Source organism: Nocardia sp. CWNU-33 (genome assembly GCF_046764895.1).
Lineage (GTDB): Bacteria > Actinomycetota > Actinomycetes > Mycobacteriales > Mycobacteriaceae > Nocardia.
Genome location: NZ_JBKOQN010000023.1, coordinates 28,061 through 42,411, shown reverse-complemented (window position 1 = coordinate 42,411; position 14,351 = coordinate 28,061). Strand labels below are relative to the sequence as shown.

The following is a 14,351-nucleotide window of genomic DNA, read 5'->3' as shown; positions in this document are numbered from 1 at the left end:
GGTCCGAGTCAGCTGGACGGCGTGGTGGGTTTGAGTGACTCGAGGCTGCGCGCGCGAAACGCGCCGAGCCACAGCCCGCTGCCGTAGGCGATGTCGTCCATCCGCTTGTAGGCCACGTAGCGGAACGGATCGAGCCCGCCCGAATCGCGGTGGGTGAACCAATCCGCGAGGCCGTCGGCAACGGCCATGGTCACCGCGATGCGCCGGATGCGCCGCGACGCCAGCATGGCCAGCATGGTGACCGGCCAATAGTGCCTGCACATCGCCGATGCCAAACGCCATAGGCCCGCGAAGAATCCGCGCGAGAGGTAGATGGCCGCGATCCTGGTCGGGTTGTCCAGCTCCGCGAAGACCCTTCGTAGTCGGATCAGCGCAGTGACGAGGGTGATCAGTCCACCGAACAGGCCCCACTTCGACAGCGTCGCGAACAGCAGGGCGGCAACCACCGTCCAGGACGGCACCGACAGCGGCGACACCATGCCGGCGTGCCGGTCGCCGAGCGGTGCGGCCCCGGTGCCGTAGAACAGCTTTCGGCCGAACCAGTCGCGGAAGGAGATCCGATGGTCGTGCGCCACGTGCGCCGCGGGCTCGTAGCGCAGCCGCCAGCCCGCCTGCTCCAGCCGCCAGCACAGGTCGACGTCCTCGGCCACCTGCATCGTCTCGTCGAAGCCGCCCTGGGCGAGCAGGGCCCGGCGCCGGACCAGCAGTGCCGCGCTCGGCACATAGGACACCAGGCCGCGCGACTGCACCGCCGACTCGCGCCTGCCGAGGTCGAGCGAGGAACGGGTGTGCTCGTAGCGGGCCAGCGCGTTCGACTCCGGATCGAGCGCGACGATACGGGGCGCGACGAGCGCGACCTCCGGGTCGCTGAAGTGCCCGAGCATCACCTCGAGCCAGCCGCTGCGCGGGACGACATCGGAGTCGAGGAAGGCGACGAAGTCGGTTGTCGCGGCCCGCAATCCGGCATTGCGCGCCGCGGCCGGCCCCTGCTTGCGATCGTGACGCAGGACGGTCACCCGGCACCGGGTGCCCCGATTGCTCGGGATGCGCACCGGTTGATCGGAACCGTCATCGACGACGATCACGTTGTGCCCGCGCAGCGCCGCGAGCAGTCGGACCAGACCGTCGGCGTTGTTGTACAGCGGAACAATCACGGTGACGTCTTCCGGCGAGGGCAGCAGCCGGGGACGCGGATTGCCGACACCGGAATCGAGCAGCCGTCTGGCAACAACAGCAGACTTGGGGTCGGTGACCTCCAGGTACCCGTCGCCGATCATCTCGGCGGCCTCCGGGGCAAGCCGCAGCAACCGAGCGGGCGAACCGCCGATCAATATGCGTCCCCCGGAGTATGCGCGTACCCGTGGATCGATCCGTACCCCGAACCCGTCGGGCAGGCGATCATTGCGCATTCTTGGCATGCTAGGCGGAGATTCGTGCACGAGCATCATCCACCCGGAAAAAAGGACAGAATTCCGTGCGAATTGGCCCGAACGGACCGGCAACTCCCGACACCGAGCGTTGCCGAGTGGTCGCTGGCTACCGAACTCGGACCCTCGGCAACTGGAGGGCAATCATCCGGCCGTCCGATCGACGGCGACCTTCGAGCGATATGGCAGCACATCACTGGCTACCGACCCGGCATCATGTCAGCGGACTCTCGTCGCAGGCGCGCGACGGGCGTCGTTCGGGCGTGACGACGGGCCGGGACACCGACAGCGTGAGCGGAATCGGACCCGACTTCCGCGGACCCGACTTGCGCGGCACCGCCCGCCGCGAGTGGTCGACCGACGAGCGCGGGATCATCCGCCCCGTGTCGGCCAGTGCCGCCTCGCCGTAGCCCTGCACACACTCCGGGTCCGGTCCGTCGGCAGGCAGGCCGGTGAAGAACTTGGCCGCCATGCAGCCGCCGCGGCAGGAGTCGTAGTGAGCGCAGCCGGAGCAGGCGCCGCCACCGCTGGGCTCGCGCAGCTCCGCGAAGAGCTCCGATTCCTGCCAGACGGCCCGAAAACCGCCGTCCGCCACCACATTTCCGGCCATGAACCGTTCGTGGATGGCGAACGGGCAGGCGTACACATCGCCGAGCGGATCGACGAGGCAGACAACCCGGCCTGCACCGCACATGTTCAGCCCGGGCAGTGCCTCGCCGAACGCGGACAGGTGGAAGAACGAGTCGCCGGTGAGCACACCGTCACCGTTGCGCACCAGCCAGTCGTAGAGCACCCGTTGCTGTTCGGGCAGCGGGTGCAGTTCGTCCCAGACGTCCGCGCCGCGCCCCGAAGGCCGCAGTCGGGTCAAACGCAGTGTGGCGCCGTACTTGTCGGCAATCGCCTTGAACTCGTCGAGCTGGGCAATGTTGTGGCGGGTCGCGACCACCGACAGCTTGGCGTCGGAGAACCCGGCCGCGGCCAGGTTGTCCAATGCCCGGATCGCCATGTCGTAGGAGCCAGGCCCGCGCACGGCGTCGTTGACCTCGGCGTCGGCACCGTCCAACGAAATCTGAACGTCCACATAGTCACTGGCGGCAAGGCGCGCGGCAACCTCCGGCGTGATGCGAACTCCGTTGGTGGAGAACTTCACTCCGACATGATGCGCGGTCGCGTAGTCGACCAGCTCCCAGAAGTCCGGGCGCACAGTGGGTTCGCCGCCACCGATATTCACGTAGAAGATCTGCATGCGTTCGAACTCGTCGATCAGCGCCTTGCACTGCTCGGTGCTCAGCTCGCGCGGATCGCGCCTGCCCGAGGAGGACAGGCAGTGCACGCAGGACAGATTGCAGGCGTAGGTGAGCTCCCAGGTGAGGCAGATCGGTGCCGCGAGGCCGGTTTCGAATCGGTCGATCAGGCGCACCGCACCGGCCGATGCCGGAGCCGCCCCCGCGTCCGATCGGGCGGCGGGTGCGGTGAATGCGCTGTGCCGCAATGCCTCCGGGGCACTGCCCGGTGCCGCTGGAGTGATCATGCTCGAGTCGGCCAGCTGTTCCAGTGCCCGCACATACGGGCCTGCGACATCGTCCGACAGGCCGGCCGCCCGCAGCGCGGTACGCGCCGAGGCGTGCGAGGGCAGCGACCGCACGATCTCGAGGATCTGCGGGTTCTTCAGGAACGAGAGCTTGCGTGTGCCGAAGTGGTAGAGCAGCGCGCCGAACGACTCCGGCCGCAGCGCCACCCTCGGGTGCAGCTCCCAACGAGTATCGAGATCGAGCATGGTCGCTCCGCCGTTCAGTAGACGCCGCACATACCGTCGATGGAGACCTCTTCGATGAGGGTTTCCTCCACCAGCGGCGCTTCCTCGGCCGAACGCGCATCGACCGTGGTGATCGGCCCGGTGCTGTCGGCGTCGGTCTTTCCGAGCGATCCGTATTCCGGCATGGCTACCTCCGAGATGACGATCGGTGTCCACGGCCACCCGATGTAGCCGCGCTCACACGATAACGTCATGCACTGACAAAATGGAACAGGTTCCACTCGATCGATCGAGGTGGGCGTGCAGCGTCCCACTCAGTGGACGCGTCACCCCGGGCCGTCCGACCTGCGGGCCGAGTCGCACGCACACTGACCGGTTCGGCGGCGCGCGCTCTAGACTTTCGGTGGCAAGCAGCTGAACAGGACGTGACGGGCGATCGTTGCCCGCGGTGGTAGAGGTGGCATGGGAGTCGGACGAATGCAGGCGAGCGGGGGCGGCAATACTCTGTCGGAGTCCGAGATCGTCGAGGCCGCGCTGCGAGTGGTTCGGGAAGACGGCGTCGAGAAATTGTCCATGCGGCGACTTTCCCGCGAACTCGGGGTTTCACCGATGGCGCCGTACTACTACGTGGCCGATAAACGGGAACTGCTCGACCTGGTCGCCACTGCGGCATTGACCGGAGTTCGCAAGCCACCGCCCGAATCCGGGCCGTGGCAGCAGCGGCTGCGCGACCTCATCGACCAGATCGACGAGAAGCTGCGCAAGCATCCCGGCCTCGGCGATGTACTGATCGAGCAGATGCTCGGCAAACAGCTCGATCTGATCGCCGCACTGATGGAGATCTTGTTCGAAGCGGGCTTCACCGACCGCAATGTGCTCGCCGCCTACGCGACGATCCACACCTACCTGTTCGGCCGCAGCCGGGTGAATCCACGGGACCGCTCGCCGCTGTCGGATGTGGCACTGCCCGACGTCGTGGAGCGCGCCACCAAGTACATGGCGGACCTGCGTGGGAAGTACGCGTACGACTTCGGCATGGAGGTGTTGGTAGCCGGTCTGGAGGCCCAGCTTGTCCGGCAGCCGAATACCGACGTACGATGAAACTGAAACACGTTCTAGTTTTGTCGGTACCCGCCGGCCGCGCCACGTTCGAGAGGACGCTATGACCACCGTTGAAGTTCCACACGGCTCGCGCTCGGTCGTGCTGCGGGTAGCCGCTGTCATCACCGAGACCGTCGACACCTGCTCGCTGGTCTTCGACGTGCCCGAGGAATCGCGTGAACGCTTCAGCTACCAGCCCGGCCAATTCCTGACACTGCGCATTCCGAGCGACCTGACCGGCTCGGTGGCGCGCTGCTATTCCCTTGCCAGCTCGCCCTACACCGACGACCTACCGAAAGTCACCATCAAACGCACCGTTGGCGGCTACGGATCGAACTGGGTGTGCGACAACGTCAAAGCGGGCGACCAGATCGAGGTGCTGCCACCCTCGGGCGTTTTCACACCCAAGGACCTCGACGAGGATCTGCTGCTCTTCGGCGCGGGCAGTGGCATCACCCCGGTGATGTCCATCCTGAAATCGGCGCTGGCCAGGGGTAACGGCAAGGTCGTTCTGATATACGCCAACCGCGACCACGAATCGGTGATCTTCGCGGCCGAATTGCGGGAGCTGGCCGACAAGCATGCGCAACGGCTCACCGTGATCCACTGGCTGGAGTACCTGCAGGGCCTGCCCACGCCGGACGCGCTGGCCACCCTGGTGTCGCCCTACGCCACCTACAACGCCTTCATGTGCGGGCCGAAACCGTTCATGGACCGTGTGCACGACGCGCTGGCACAGCTCGATGTGCCGCGCTCGCGGACCCACGCCGAGACGTTCAATTCCCTTGCCGGAGACCCGTTCGCCGACCAGGCACCGGTCGAGGTCAGTGATGAGGAGGCCGCTGCCGCCGCCACCGTCGAGGTCGAACTCGACGGCGAAGTGCACGAGCTGTCCTGGCCGCGCAAGCAGACCCTGGTCGACATCATGCTGGCCAAGGGACTCGACGTGCCCTACTCCTGCCAGGAAGGCGAATGCGGTTCCTGCGCCTGCACGGTGCTGGAGGGCAAGGTCGAGATGGAGAACGCCGAAATCCTCGACCCCGAGGACATCGCCAACGGCTACATCCTCGGCTGCCAGGCCAGGCCGGTCACCGACCGCCTGAAGATCCAGTTCTGAGTCTGATTTGCAGCGCCTGCGGCGCTGCGTGTTCGCTCGTAAGACTCGCTCCGTGATGGGCACTTTGGTGGGGAAGCTCGCGACTTTGGCGCTCTGTATCGGTTGCATGGGTGCAGGCTGCGAACGGTCGCTCGTAAAACTCGCTCCGTGATGGGCACTTTGGTGGGGAAGCTCGCGACTTTGGCGCTCTGTATCGGTTGCATGGGTGCAGGCTGCGAACGGTCGCTCGTAAAACTCGGTCCGTGGTGGGTGTGAGTTGCGGCTTCTTTTGTTTCAGCGTGCTGCGCGGTAGGCGACGCGCTGCGCGGGGGCGAGGCGTTCGACGGCGTAACTGAGTGCGGTGCGGCCCATCTCGGGCGCGTGCTTGTCCAGGAAGTCGGTCAGCAGCTGCTCATCGATGCGCTTTCCGACCTCGCGGAGCATCCAGCCGAGCGCCTTTTGGATGAGGTCGCGGCGGTCGGCGAACAATCGCTCGGACAGTTCGAAAGTCGTGGTGGCATCGCCCGCTTTGATGAATGCGAAACTCGAAAGCAGGGCGACTCGACGCTCCCACAGCGACTCGGCGTCGGCCAGCTCGAAAAGCAGGTCGCGTGGCTTGTCCAGCAGCCACGGGCCGATGATGTTCTCCGCCGACACATCGACGAGGTCCCAGTTGTTCACGCGGCCACGACGCACGGCGGCGAGATACAGCTCGACCATGGCCGCGCGGGCCTTGTCGTCGAAGGTGCGCGGCTTGGATGCCGCGGCGAACCTGCCATTGAGGATGACAAGCGCCGCGAGCCGGTGCTCGTGCACCGGGCTGTCGAGCAGGGCGTCGATTTCGGTGAGCGGTAGTGTCGCAAAGCGTTTCGCGATCGAACGGGTCACCGGCACCCGGACGCCGATGAAGACGTCGCCCGCGCCGTACTCACCGGGGCCGGTTTTGAAGAACCGCTGTAGCTGGAACGCATCGGCGGGGTCGGCGACCTCGGCCAGCGCCGCCCGCAGCTGCGCAGCGTTCTCGGTAACTGCCGTCATCAGCGAACCTTCCATGTCAGCCGGTCGACTTGTCCTGTCGAAGGGCGCGGTGGCGGAGATCTGCGGAAATCAGCTCTGCGCGCCGAGGATTCGGCCCGACTCGAAGGCGGCGGCGCTGGCAGGCAGATCACCGGGACGACCGCTGTTGAGCACCCGGACCGCGCCGTTTCCGGTGCTGGGCCTGCCGAGCGCGTCCATGCGCCGAATCGTCTGCGTGGCAACGGCTTGCGCGCTGTCGAAGAGGCGAACACCAGCGGGCAGCGCAGCGAGGATGGCATCGATCACCAGCGGGTAGTGCGTGCAGCCGAGAACCACGCCCTCGACGTCGGCGGGGGTCTGCTCGGCGGCCCGCGCGATCGACTCTTTGGCTCCGGCGAGATCGCCCGCGTCGATGGCATCGGCCAAGCCGTGGCAGGCGACGCCGACTACGTCGGCCGCGCCACCGAACCGGGCGATCAGGTCCGCCTGGTAGCGGCTGGCCGTCGTCGCCGCGGTCGCCCACACCGCCACCGACGAGCAGACGGCAGCCGCAGGCTTGATCGCGGGCACGGTGCCGATCACCGGCACCTCGGGACCGACCTCGGCGCGCACATGATCCAGCGCCGTGACGCTTGCGGTATTGCACGGCAGCACGATCACCTCCGCACCGAGCTCGACCGAGGTGCGCGCGGCGCCGACCACCCGATCGATCGTCCACTCCTCCGGCTTCGGCCCCCACGGCGCACCATCCGGATCCAGTTGCAGCAGCAGGTCCACATCCGGTCGAAGCTTGCGCAGCCACGCAGCTGTGGTCAGCAACCCGAGGCCGGAATCGATGAGCGCGACGATCACGTGGTCCAACCTTAGTAGGCCGCCTGGAGAACGTAGCCGGACACCATCCCGCCGGGCCGAGCGCAGGCGAGGCAGCCGCCCATCGAACACAGCCGGACACCGTCCGACAATCGCCGCGCCGGGCCAAGCGCACGCGAGGCAGCCGCCCATCGAACACAGCCGGACACCGTCCGACAATCGCCGCGCCGGGCCGAGCGCACGCGAGGCAGCCGCCTATCGAGCCGTGCCGAGCAGCTCCGCCACCGGGGCGCCCGCTGCGATCTTCGCGCGGACTTTCATCACCTGTGCGGTCATGCCCGCGCCGACCACGCCGGTGAGGTTGCCGTCCTGGGCGTAGTAGGCAAGGAACTTGCGGCCGTCGTCGGAGACGATGTGGACCTCGTCGGTCGCGTTCGGGGTGCCGAGGGCCTGGATTTTCACGTTGTACTGGTCGCTCCAGAAGTACGGCACCCGCGCCGCGGTCGGCGGTTGTGCGCCCAGCAGTGCGCAGGCCAGTAGTTTTGCCTGCTCGCCCGCGTTGGTCCAGTGCTCGACCCGCTTGCGCTGACCAGTCTCGTGCAGCCACGCGGCGACGTCGCCGACCGCCCACACACCCTCGACGGACGTACGGCCCACCCCATCGGCGAGGACGCCACCGCCCGCGGTCGGCTCGGCGAGCACGATGCCGGAATCGGCGAGCCATTCGGTGACCGGGCGCGAGCCGACCCCGATGACCACCAGGTCGGCGTACACCTCACTGCCGTCCGACAGCCGCGCACCGCGTACCCGGTCGGCGTCGTCGGCGAGGAAGGTGTCCAGACCGGTGCCGCAGCGCAGATCCACGCCCTCGGCACGATGCATCCTGGCGACCAGCGCACCGACCTGCTCGCCGAGCACCGAGGCCAGCGGCGTCGGCTGAGGTTCGATCAGCACCACCTGCACCCCGCCCGCACGGAAGCTGGCCGCGAGCTCACATCCGATGAACCCCGCACCGACCACCAGCGCCTTACTCGCACCGGACAATTCGGCCCGCAGCGCGGCGGCGTCGGCGTGCCCGCGCAGCACGTGCACACCCTTCAGGTCGGGCAGGCCCGGCAGCCGGCGCGGCTGCAGGCCGGTCGCGATGATCAGCTGGGCGTAGTCCAGCAGGCTGCCGTCGGCAAGAGCCACCTGCCGCGCCGCGGTGTCGACGCCGACCGCCGCGGTGTTCAGGCGCAGATCGATCTGCTTTTCGACAAAGAATTCCTCCGGTCGGAGTGTGGTGTCGTCGGTCTCGCCGCGCACGAACTGCTTGGACAGCGGCGGGCGGTCGTAGGGCAGCCGCGACTCCTCGCCGACGAGGATCAGGTCACCCTCGTATCCTGCGCGGCGCAGTTCCTCGGCGGTGCGCAGGCCGGCCAGCCCAGCGCCGACGATCACGATCGGCCCGTTCATGCGGCCTCTCCTTCGGTGTGGCCGGACAGTCGCCGGGTCGAGTGGGCATCCGTAACTGAAGGTGACACGCAGCTCACCCTAACTTCTGCTTGGTCACAGCTCACAGTGAGGGCCGTCACTGTGACGACGGGACCAGGACCACCGCCCATTGGTGCACAACCGTTTCTATATCGATATTGATCGGGCGGTCAATCAGAGTTGAATCGGAGGCAGGAGAACATTCCATAGCCCGAGGAGGCACTCCATGTTCACCGAAAGTCGCACACAGGACTACCTGGCCATCGTGCTGGGAGTCTTTGCCGCGCTGTCACCCCTCTGGGTAGAGACGAACGACAACGGCCAGTGGTCACTGATCGTCTTGGGCGTTCTCATTGCTCTCACCGGACTCGCGCAGATCTACCGGCCCGCCATGCAGGCCACCGACTACGCGATGGGCCTGTTCGGCGCATTGCTGTTCATTTCCCCGTGGGCAATGGACTTCACCGAGTACCGCGGCGCATCCTGGACCGCATGGGTAGTCGGGATAGTGACGGTAGTGGTCGCGATCGCGGCGCTGCCGGCAATGTCGGCGCGTCTGCACGACATGGTTCCGCACCACTGATGCAGATGCCCAAACCGCATCGAGCAGGGCGTCGCCGTAGCGCCAAGGTGGACGGCGACGCCCGGCAGCTCATTCTGGATGCCGCCGAAAAGCTTTTCGCGGCACAAGGATTCGATGCGACCGCGACCGCGGCCATCGCCGGCGCGGCAGGCGTCCCCAAGGGCCTGGTCTTCTATTACTTCCCGACCAAGGATTCGATTCTGTCCGCGCTGATGGCCGAACGGGTGCCCAACCATCCGATCGATGACATCGGCACGGTGGTCACGCCCGGCGATCCGGCCGCCAGTTTGGTCAATCTCGATGCCGCGCTCAATCTGCGCGACAACCATTCCTCGGTGCTGCGCGTCATCATGTGGCGCGAAGCCGACACCCACCCGGACGTGCGGCGCCAATTGCGCCACCTGCGTGACCAAATGCTCGATATCACCGCCCGAGTCCTCCAGGCGAGCACGCCGACACCGGTTCAGCAAGGCACCCTGCGCGCCTGTGCGGCCGCCTGGGTTTCGGCCATGTTCGCGATCGCGAGCACCGACCGCCTGCATGCGCTCGACGGCCTGCCGCTGCCGACAACAGACGAGTTGTTGAATGTGGCTCAGGTCGTCGCCGCGGGCATGACGGAGCTCGGCTGACAAAATTCTGAAATGCCGTGCCTTCGCAATTGTGCAGCTAGGCCGTGATAGTTGTAATTATGTGCACATTGGTATAACCACGCGAGGCACACTGACAACCGGGCTGCTGGCCGGGGTTCTAGCGACGATGCTGATCGGTACCGGCACCGCGCCGGCAACACCGATTTACCCGGTCGCGGATCCCGATCCTTTCTATGCCGCACCGGCCGATATCGCGGCAAAACGGCCGGGTCAGGTGATCGCGACCCGGCCGCTGCCACCGCTGATGATCTTCCCGGATACCGACGTCACGCTGATCAAATTCCGCTCGACGAACTCCCGCGGACTGCCCATCGCGGCGACAACCACCGTGCTGACACCGCACGGCCGCCCTCCCGACGGGCCGCTGCTGTCCTACCAGCACATCATCAACGCGCTCGGAACCAAGTGCGCAGTCTCCAGGGAGCTCTACTCCGACGATTTCAATCTGCAGATCAAGGAAGCGGTGGCGCTGAACGCGGTGCTGCTGCATGGCTGGAGCGTCGCCCTGCCCGATCACCTCGGTCCGACCTTCGCCTACGGTGCGGCCCGGCTCGGCGGCCAGATCACTCTCGATGGAATCCGCGCGGTGCGTCAGGTTCCCGAGCTCGGTGTGCAGCACAGCCCGATCGCGATGGCAGGTTATTCCGGCGGTGGCATGGCCACCGCGTGGGCCGCCGCACTCGCACCGCGCTATGCACCCGAGCTCGACATCGCGGGCGCCGCAGCCGGCGGTGTACCGACGAACATGGTGAAAATGCTGGAAGGCATCAGGTTCGAACCACATCCGGCCTTCGGGCTGTTGATGGCGGCGGCCATCGGGCTGGAACGCGAATACCCGGACCGATTCCCGATCAGCGACTACCTCAATTCCCAGGGAATGGCAGCCCGCGACCGCATTGCCAACAGCTGCACCAATGAAATTCTGGCCGCCGGAGCGTGGCGCAGCGCGCGCGATTTCGCAAGCAACATGTCACTCACGGAAAATCGAAACGCGCGAAGCGTCGTCGAGGAAAACAGTCTGGAATTGTTCGACGGCGTGCCGAACATGCCGATATTCGAATGGCATTCGCCGACCGACCCGCTCATTCCGATCGACGCGACCGACAACATCAACCGCCGCTATTGCCGGGCGGGCGTTCGGTTACAGACCGAACTCACCGCCTCCCCCGAACACCTCACAGCCGCTGTCCTCGGCATCCCCGCGGCGCTCGCCTGGCTGGAGGCCCGCTTCCGCGGCGAGCCTGCGCCGACGAATTGCTGAACGGCGCCTGCGCGGCGCGGCCCGCAGGACCGCCGCTCAGGCCGCGTCGAGAAAGTCGGCGATATCGGGGGCGAAGCGTGGGTGCTTGATCGCACCCAGGTGGTCGGCGCCGGGGTAGATGATCAAGCGGGAATTCGGGATGCCATCGGCGGTGTGGCGGAATGTTGCCGTGCTGTAGGCGCTGTCGCGTTCGCCGCCGATCACCAGGGTCGGGGCCGTGATGTCGCCGAGGCGGCCGGAGAGGTCGAAGACGTCTTCTGCCAGCGCGAAGGCAAGGGTGTCCGCGGGATTCTTCGGGCGTGCCAACGGGTCGGCCAACCACATGGCCGCCGCAACGAGACGTCCGAGGATCGGCGAGGAGGCGAAGATGGGAGCCATGTGGTGCAACGCGCGGTGGCCCTCGGCCGCCGCCACCGCGTAGCGCAGCTGGGATTCGCGCGCATGGTCCTCCAGTCGGTAACCCGAGGAGGCGATCACCAACCTGCGCACCGCCCCGGGATGGTCCACCGCCAGTTGCAGCGCGAGCGAACCTCCCGAGGAAACCCCGAGCACGTCTACCGGACCACCGAATTCGGCACGCAGCGCCGCCGCGTGCTGGGCGGCGATATCGGCCATCGTCGTGCCTGCGGGCATGTCCGGCGCACGGTTCACCGCGTAGACCCGGTAGCGCCTCGCCAGTGGCGTGAGCGTGGTGATCTCCGAGTCACGCATCCACCCGCGTGGGTTGGCGTGATCGAGGGTGAACCACCGCAGAAACACCAGCGGCCGCCCCGAGCCGAGCGCCAGATAGGGCAGCTTGTGCTCGAGCGTGCCCTCGGTGACCTCCAGCTGCGCGTTCTTGGCCATGCATCCTCCGAATCGTTGCGATCTCTCACTACGACAGTGCGTCGGATTACCGATGAAGTCCATGACCTCCGAGGTGATGTCGTCAATGACATGAGCGGCGAAACGGCGCCGCCCCGAATCGGGGCGGCGCCATCCGCGTACTACTCGCCGGTCGCCTTGGCGATGATTTCCTTCGACACGTTGGCCGGAACCTCCGCATACGAATCGAACACCATGGAGTAGTTCGCCCGGCCCTGGGTCTTCGACCGCAGATCACCGATATAACCGAACATCTCTGAGAGCGGAACCAGCGCCTTGACGACACGGGCACCACTGCGTTCCTCCATGGCCTGAATCTGGCCACGGCGGGAGTTCAGGTCGCCGATCACATCACCCAGGTACTCCTCCGGTGTCACGACCTCGACGGCCATGATGGGTTCGAGGAGCACCGGGCGAGCCTTACCGACCGCCTCTCGCACCGCCTGAGCAGCCGCGGTCCGGAAGGCGAAGTCGGAGGAATCCTTCTCGTGCACGGCACCATCGAGCAGCACCACCCGCATGTTCACCAACGGATAGCCCGCGAGCATCCCCGACTGCATGGCATCCTGCGCACCGGCATCGACCGACGGAATGAATTCCTTCGGCACTCGACCACCGGTCACCCGACTCTCGAACTCGTAGATCGCGCCGCCCGCGCCGGCGAACGGCGCCACTGCGACGACGACCTTCGCGAACTGACCCTTGCCACCGGATTGCTTACGGTGGGTGTGTTCGAGCCGAGCCACCGCGGTGGTGATCGTCTCGCGATAGGCCACCTGCGGCTTGCCGATGTTCGCCTCGACGTTGAACTCCCGCTTCATGCGGTCGATCAGGATGTCGAGGTGGAGCTCGCCCATGCCGCCGATGACGGTCTGGCCGGTCTCCTTATCCAGCGTCACCGAGAAGGTGGGGTCCTCCCTGGCCAGCTTCTGGATCGCGACACCGAGTTGCTCCTGATCCGAGGTGGTTTTCGGCTCGATCGAAACCTGGATGACCGGATCGGGGAATGTCATCGACTCCAGCACGAGCTGGTGGTCCGGATCGCACAGGGTGTCACCGGTGGTGACGTCCTTCAGCCCGATCACGGCGTAGATGTGTCCCGCAGCGGCCACGTCGACCGGTGTCTCCTTGTTCGAGTGCATCTGGAAAAGCCTGCCCAAACGCTCCTTTCGTCCCATGCGTGGATTGATCACCACCGCGCCCGCTCCGACCCGGCCGGAGTACACCCGGATGTAAGTGAGCTCGCCGAAGAACGGGTGCGCGGCAATCTTGAACGCCAGCGCCGCGAACGGCGCGTCCGCATCGGCAGCGCGGTGGATGATCTGTCCCTCGTTGCCCGGCGCGTGACCATCGATGCCGCCGCTGTCGAGCGGTGTCGGCAAGTAGTCGACCACCGCGTCGAGCATCGGCTGCACGCCCTTGTTCTTGAACGCCGAACCGCAAAGCGTCGGGTAGGCAAGGGAATTCACCGTCAGGTGACGGATCGCCCCCTTGATCTCCACGACGGACAATTCCACACCGCCGAGATATTTCTCCAGCAGTGCCTCATCCGACTCGGCAACAGCCTCCAATAGCTCCACGCGGTAGCGCTCGGAACGCTCTCGAAGCACGGCCGGAATCTCGACGACCTCGTACCGCTCACCGAGTTCCGTATCACCGCACCACATCTTGGCGTTCATCTCGACCAGGTCGACAATGCCCTCGAAGGTGTCCTCAGCGCCAATCGGCAGCTGGATCACCAACGGCTCGGCGCCGAGACGGTCCTTGATGGTCTGCACGGTGAAGAAGAAATCCGCACCGAGCTTGTCCATCTTGTTCACGAAACAAATGCGCGGCAGCCGGTACTTGTCGGCCTGACGCCACACCTGCTCGGACTGCGGCTCGACGCCTTCCTTGCCGTCGAACACCGCGACCGCACCGTCGAGCACGCGCAGCGACCGCTCCACCTCCGCCGTGAAGTCGACGTGTCCCGGCGTATCGATGACGTTGAGCTGGTAGCCGTTCCAGAAGCAGGTGGTCGCCGCCGAGGCGATCGTTATTCCGTGCTCCTGCTCCTGCACCATCCGATCCATCGCCGAAGCGCCGTCGTGCACCTCGCCCAGCTTGTAGGTGACGCCGGTATAGAAAAGGATCCGTTCGGTGGTCGTAGTCTTACCGGCATCGATATGGGCCATGATGCCGATGTTCCGAACCATACTCAGATTGCCAAGCACGCCACGTGTCACGGTAATCCCCACTCCCTCAACTAGTTTCGTCAGAAAGACGCTCGCCTAGTTGGTGCGTTCCGGCAACGGCGCGAGCATCGTCCACGCG

General features: G+C 66.1%; 13 protein-coding genes. 5 read left to right on the top strand and 8 right to left on the bottom strand.

What is annotated here, in order from left to right:
• Positions 1–8: 8 nt before the first annotated feature.
• The 3 genes from mftF to mftA form a co-directional block, all read right to left on the bottom strand.
• Positions 9–1,409, bottom strand: a complete 1,401-nt coding sequence (gene mftF, locus ACLMAL_RS27045; protein WP_328406518.1) for a mycofactocin biosynthesis glycosyltransferase MftF — start codon at positions 1,407–1,409, stop codon at positions 9–11.
• 232 nt (positions 1,410–1,641) lie between these two features.
• Complete coding sequence (mftC, locus tag ACLMAL_RS27040; protein ID WP_412001647.1) at positions 1,642–3,204, bottom strand: mycofactocin radical SAM maturase; 1,563 nt, start codon at positions 3,202–3,204, stop codon at positions 1,642–1,644.
• Positions 3,205–3,218: 14 nt separating this feature from the next.
• Complete coding sequence (gene mftA / locus ACLMAL_RS27035; protein WP_328413443.1) at positions 3,219–3,317, bottom strand: mycofactocin precursor MftA; 99 nt, start codon at positions 3,315–3,317, stop codon at positions 3,219–3,221.
• Between the two features lie 328 nt (positions 3,318–3,645).
• Here mftA and mftR2 point away from each other — a divergent pair, with 328 nt between their 5' ends.
• Together mftR2 and ACLMAL_RS27025 are read left to right on the top strand one after the other, a co-directional pair.
• A complete protein-coding gene (mftR2, locus tag ACLMAL_RS27030; RefSeq protein ID WP_328406520.1) occupies positions 3,646–4,284 on the top strand; it encodes a mycofactocin system transcriptional regulator MftR2 in 639 nt (212 codons plus the stop codon).
• 61 nt (positions 4,285–4,345) lie between these two features.
• Positions 4,346–5,401, top strand: coding sequence for a 2Fe-2S iron-sulfur cluster-binding protein (locus tag ACLMAL_RS27025; protein WP_412001646.1), 1,056 nt, complete (start codon positions 4,346–4,348; stop codon positions 5,399–5,401).
• A 273-nt stretch (positions 5,402–5,674) separates the two neighbouring features.
• Here the strand turns inward: ACLMAL_RS27025 and ACLMAL_RS27020 are convergent, their stop codons facing one another.
• From ACLMAL_RS27020 to ACLMAL_RS27010, 3 genes are all read right to left on the bottom strand, one after another.
• Positions 5,675–6,418, bottom strand: coding sequence for a DNA alkylation repair protein (locus ACLMAL_RS27020; protein ID WP_412001645.1), 744 nt, complete (start codon positions 6,416–6,418; stop codon positions 5,675–5,677).
• 69 nt (positions 6,419–6,487) lie between these two features.
• Complete coding sequence (locus tag ACLMAL_RS27015) at positions 6,488–7,249, bottom strand: glutamate racemase (protein ID WP_412001644.1); 762 nt, start codon at positions 7,247–7,249, stop codon at positions 6,488–6,490.
• Between the two features lie 213 nt (positions 7,250–7,462).
• Positions 7,463–8,662, bottom strand: coding sequence for an NAD(P)/FAD-dependent oxidoreductase (locus ACLMAL_RS27010; RefSeq protein ID WP_412001643.1), 1,200 nt, complete (start codon positions 8,660–8,662; stop codon positions 7,463–7,465).
• Between the two features lie 244 nt (positions 8,663–8,906).
• On the opposite strand from ACLMAL_RS27010, the gene ACLMAL_RS27005 reads away from it, so the two are divergent.
• The 3 genes from ACLMAL_RS27005 (at position 8,907) to ACLMAL_RS26995 (ending at position 11,174) form a co-directional block, all read left to right on the top strand.
• Entirely contained in the window at positions 8,907–9,263 is a 357-nt protein-coding gene (locus ACLMAL_RS27005; RefSeq protein ID WP_328406525.1) for an SPW repeat protein, read from the top strand.
• A complete protein-coding gene (locus tag ACLMAL_RS27000; RefSeq protein WP_412001642.1) occupies positions 9,263–9,892 on the top strand; it encodes a TetR/AcrR family transcriptional regulator in 630 nt (209 codons plus the stop codon). Before ACLMAL_RS27005 ends, ACLMAL_RS27000 begins: the two co-directional genes overlap by 1 nt.
• Positions 9,893–10,019: 127 nt before the next feature.
• Positions 10,020–11,174: a lipase family protein gene (locus ACLMAL_RS26995; RefSeq protein ID WP_412001641.1), complete on the top strand. Its 1,155-nt coding sequence runs from the start codon at positions 10,020–10,022 to the stop codon at positions 11,172–11,174.
• 36 nt (positions 11,175–11,210) lie between these two features.
• On the opposite strand, the gene ACLMAL_RS26990 is transcribed toward ACLMAL_RS26995, so the two are convergent.
• Both ACLMAL_RS26990 and fusA read right to left on the bottom strand, forming a co-directional pair.
• Positions 11,211–12,020: an alpha/beta fold hydrolase gene (locus tag ACLMAL_RS26990; RefSeq protein WP_412001640.1), complete on the bottom strand. Its 810-nt coding sequence runs from the start codon at positions 12,018–12,020 to the stop codon at positions 11,211–11,213.
• A 140-nt stretch (positions 12,021–12,160) separates the two neighbouring features.
• A complete protein-coding gene (fusA, locus tag ACLMAL_RS26985; RefSeq protein WP_412001639.1) occupies positions 12,161–14,233 on the bottom strand; it encodes an elongation factor G in 2,073 nt (690 codons plus the stop codon).
• Positions 14,234–14,351 lie beyond the last annotated feature (118 nt).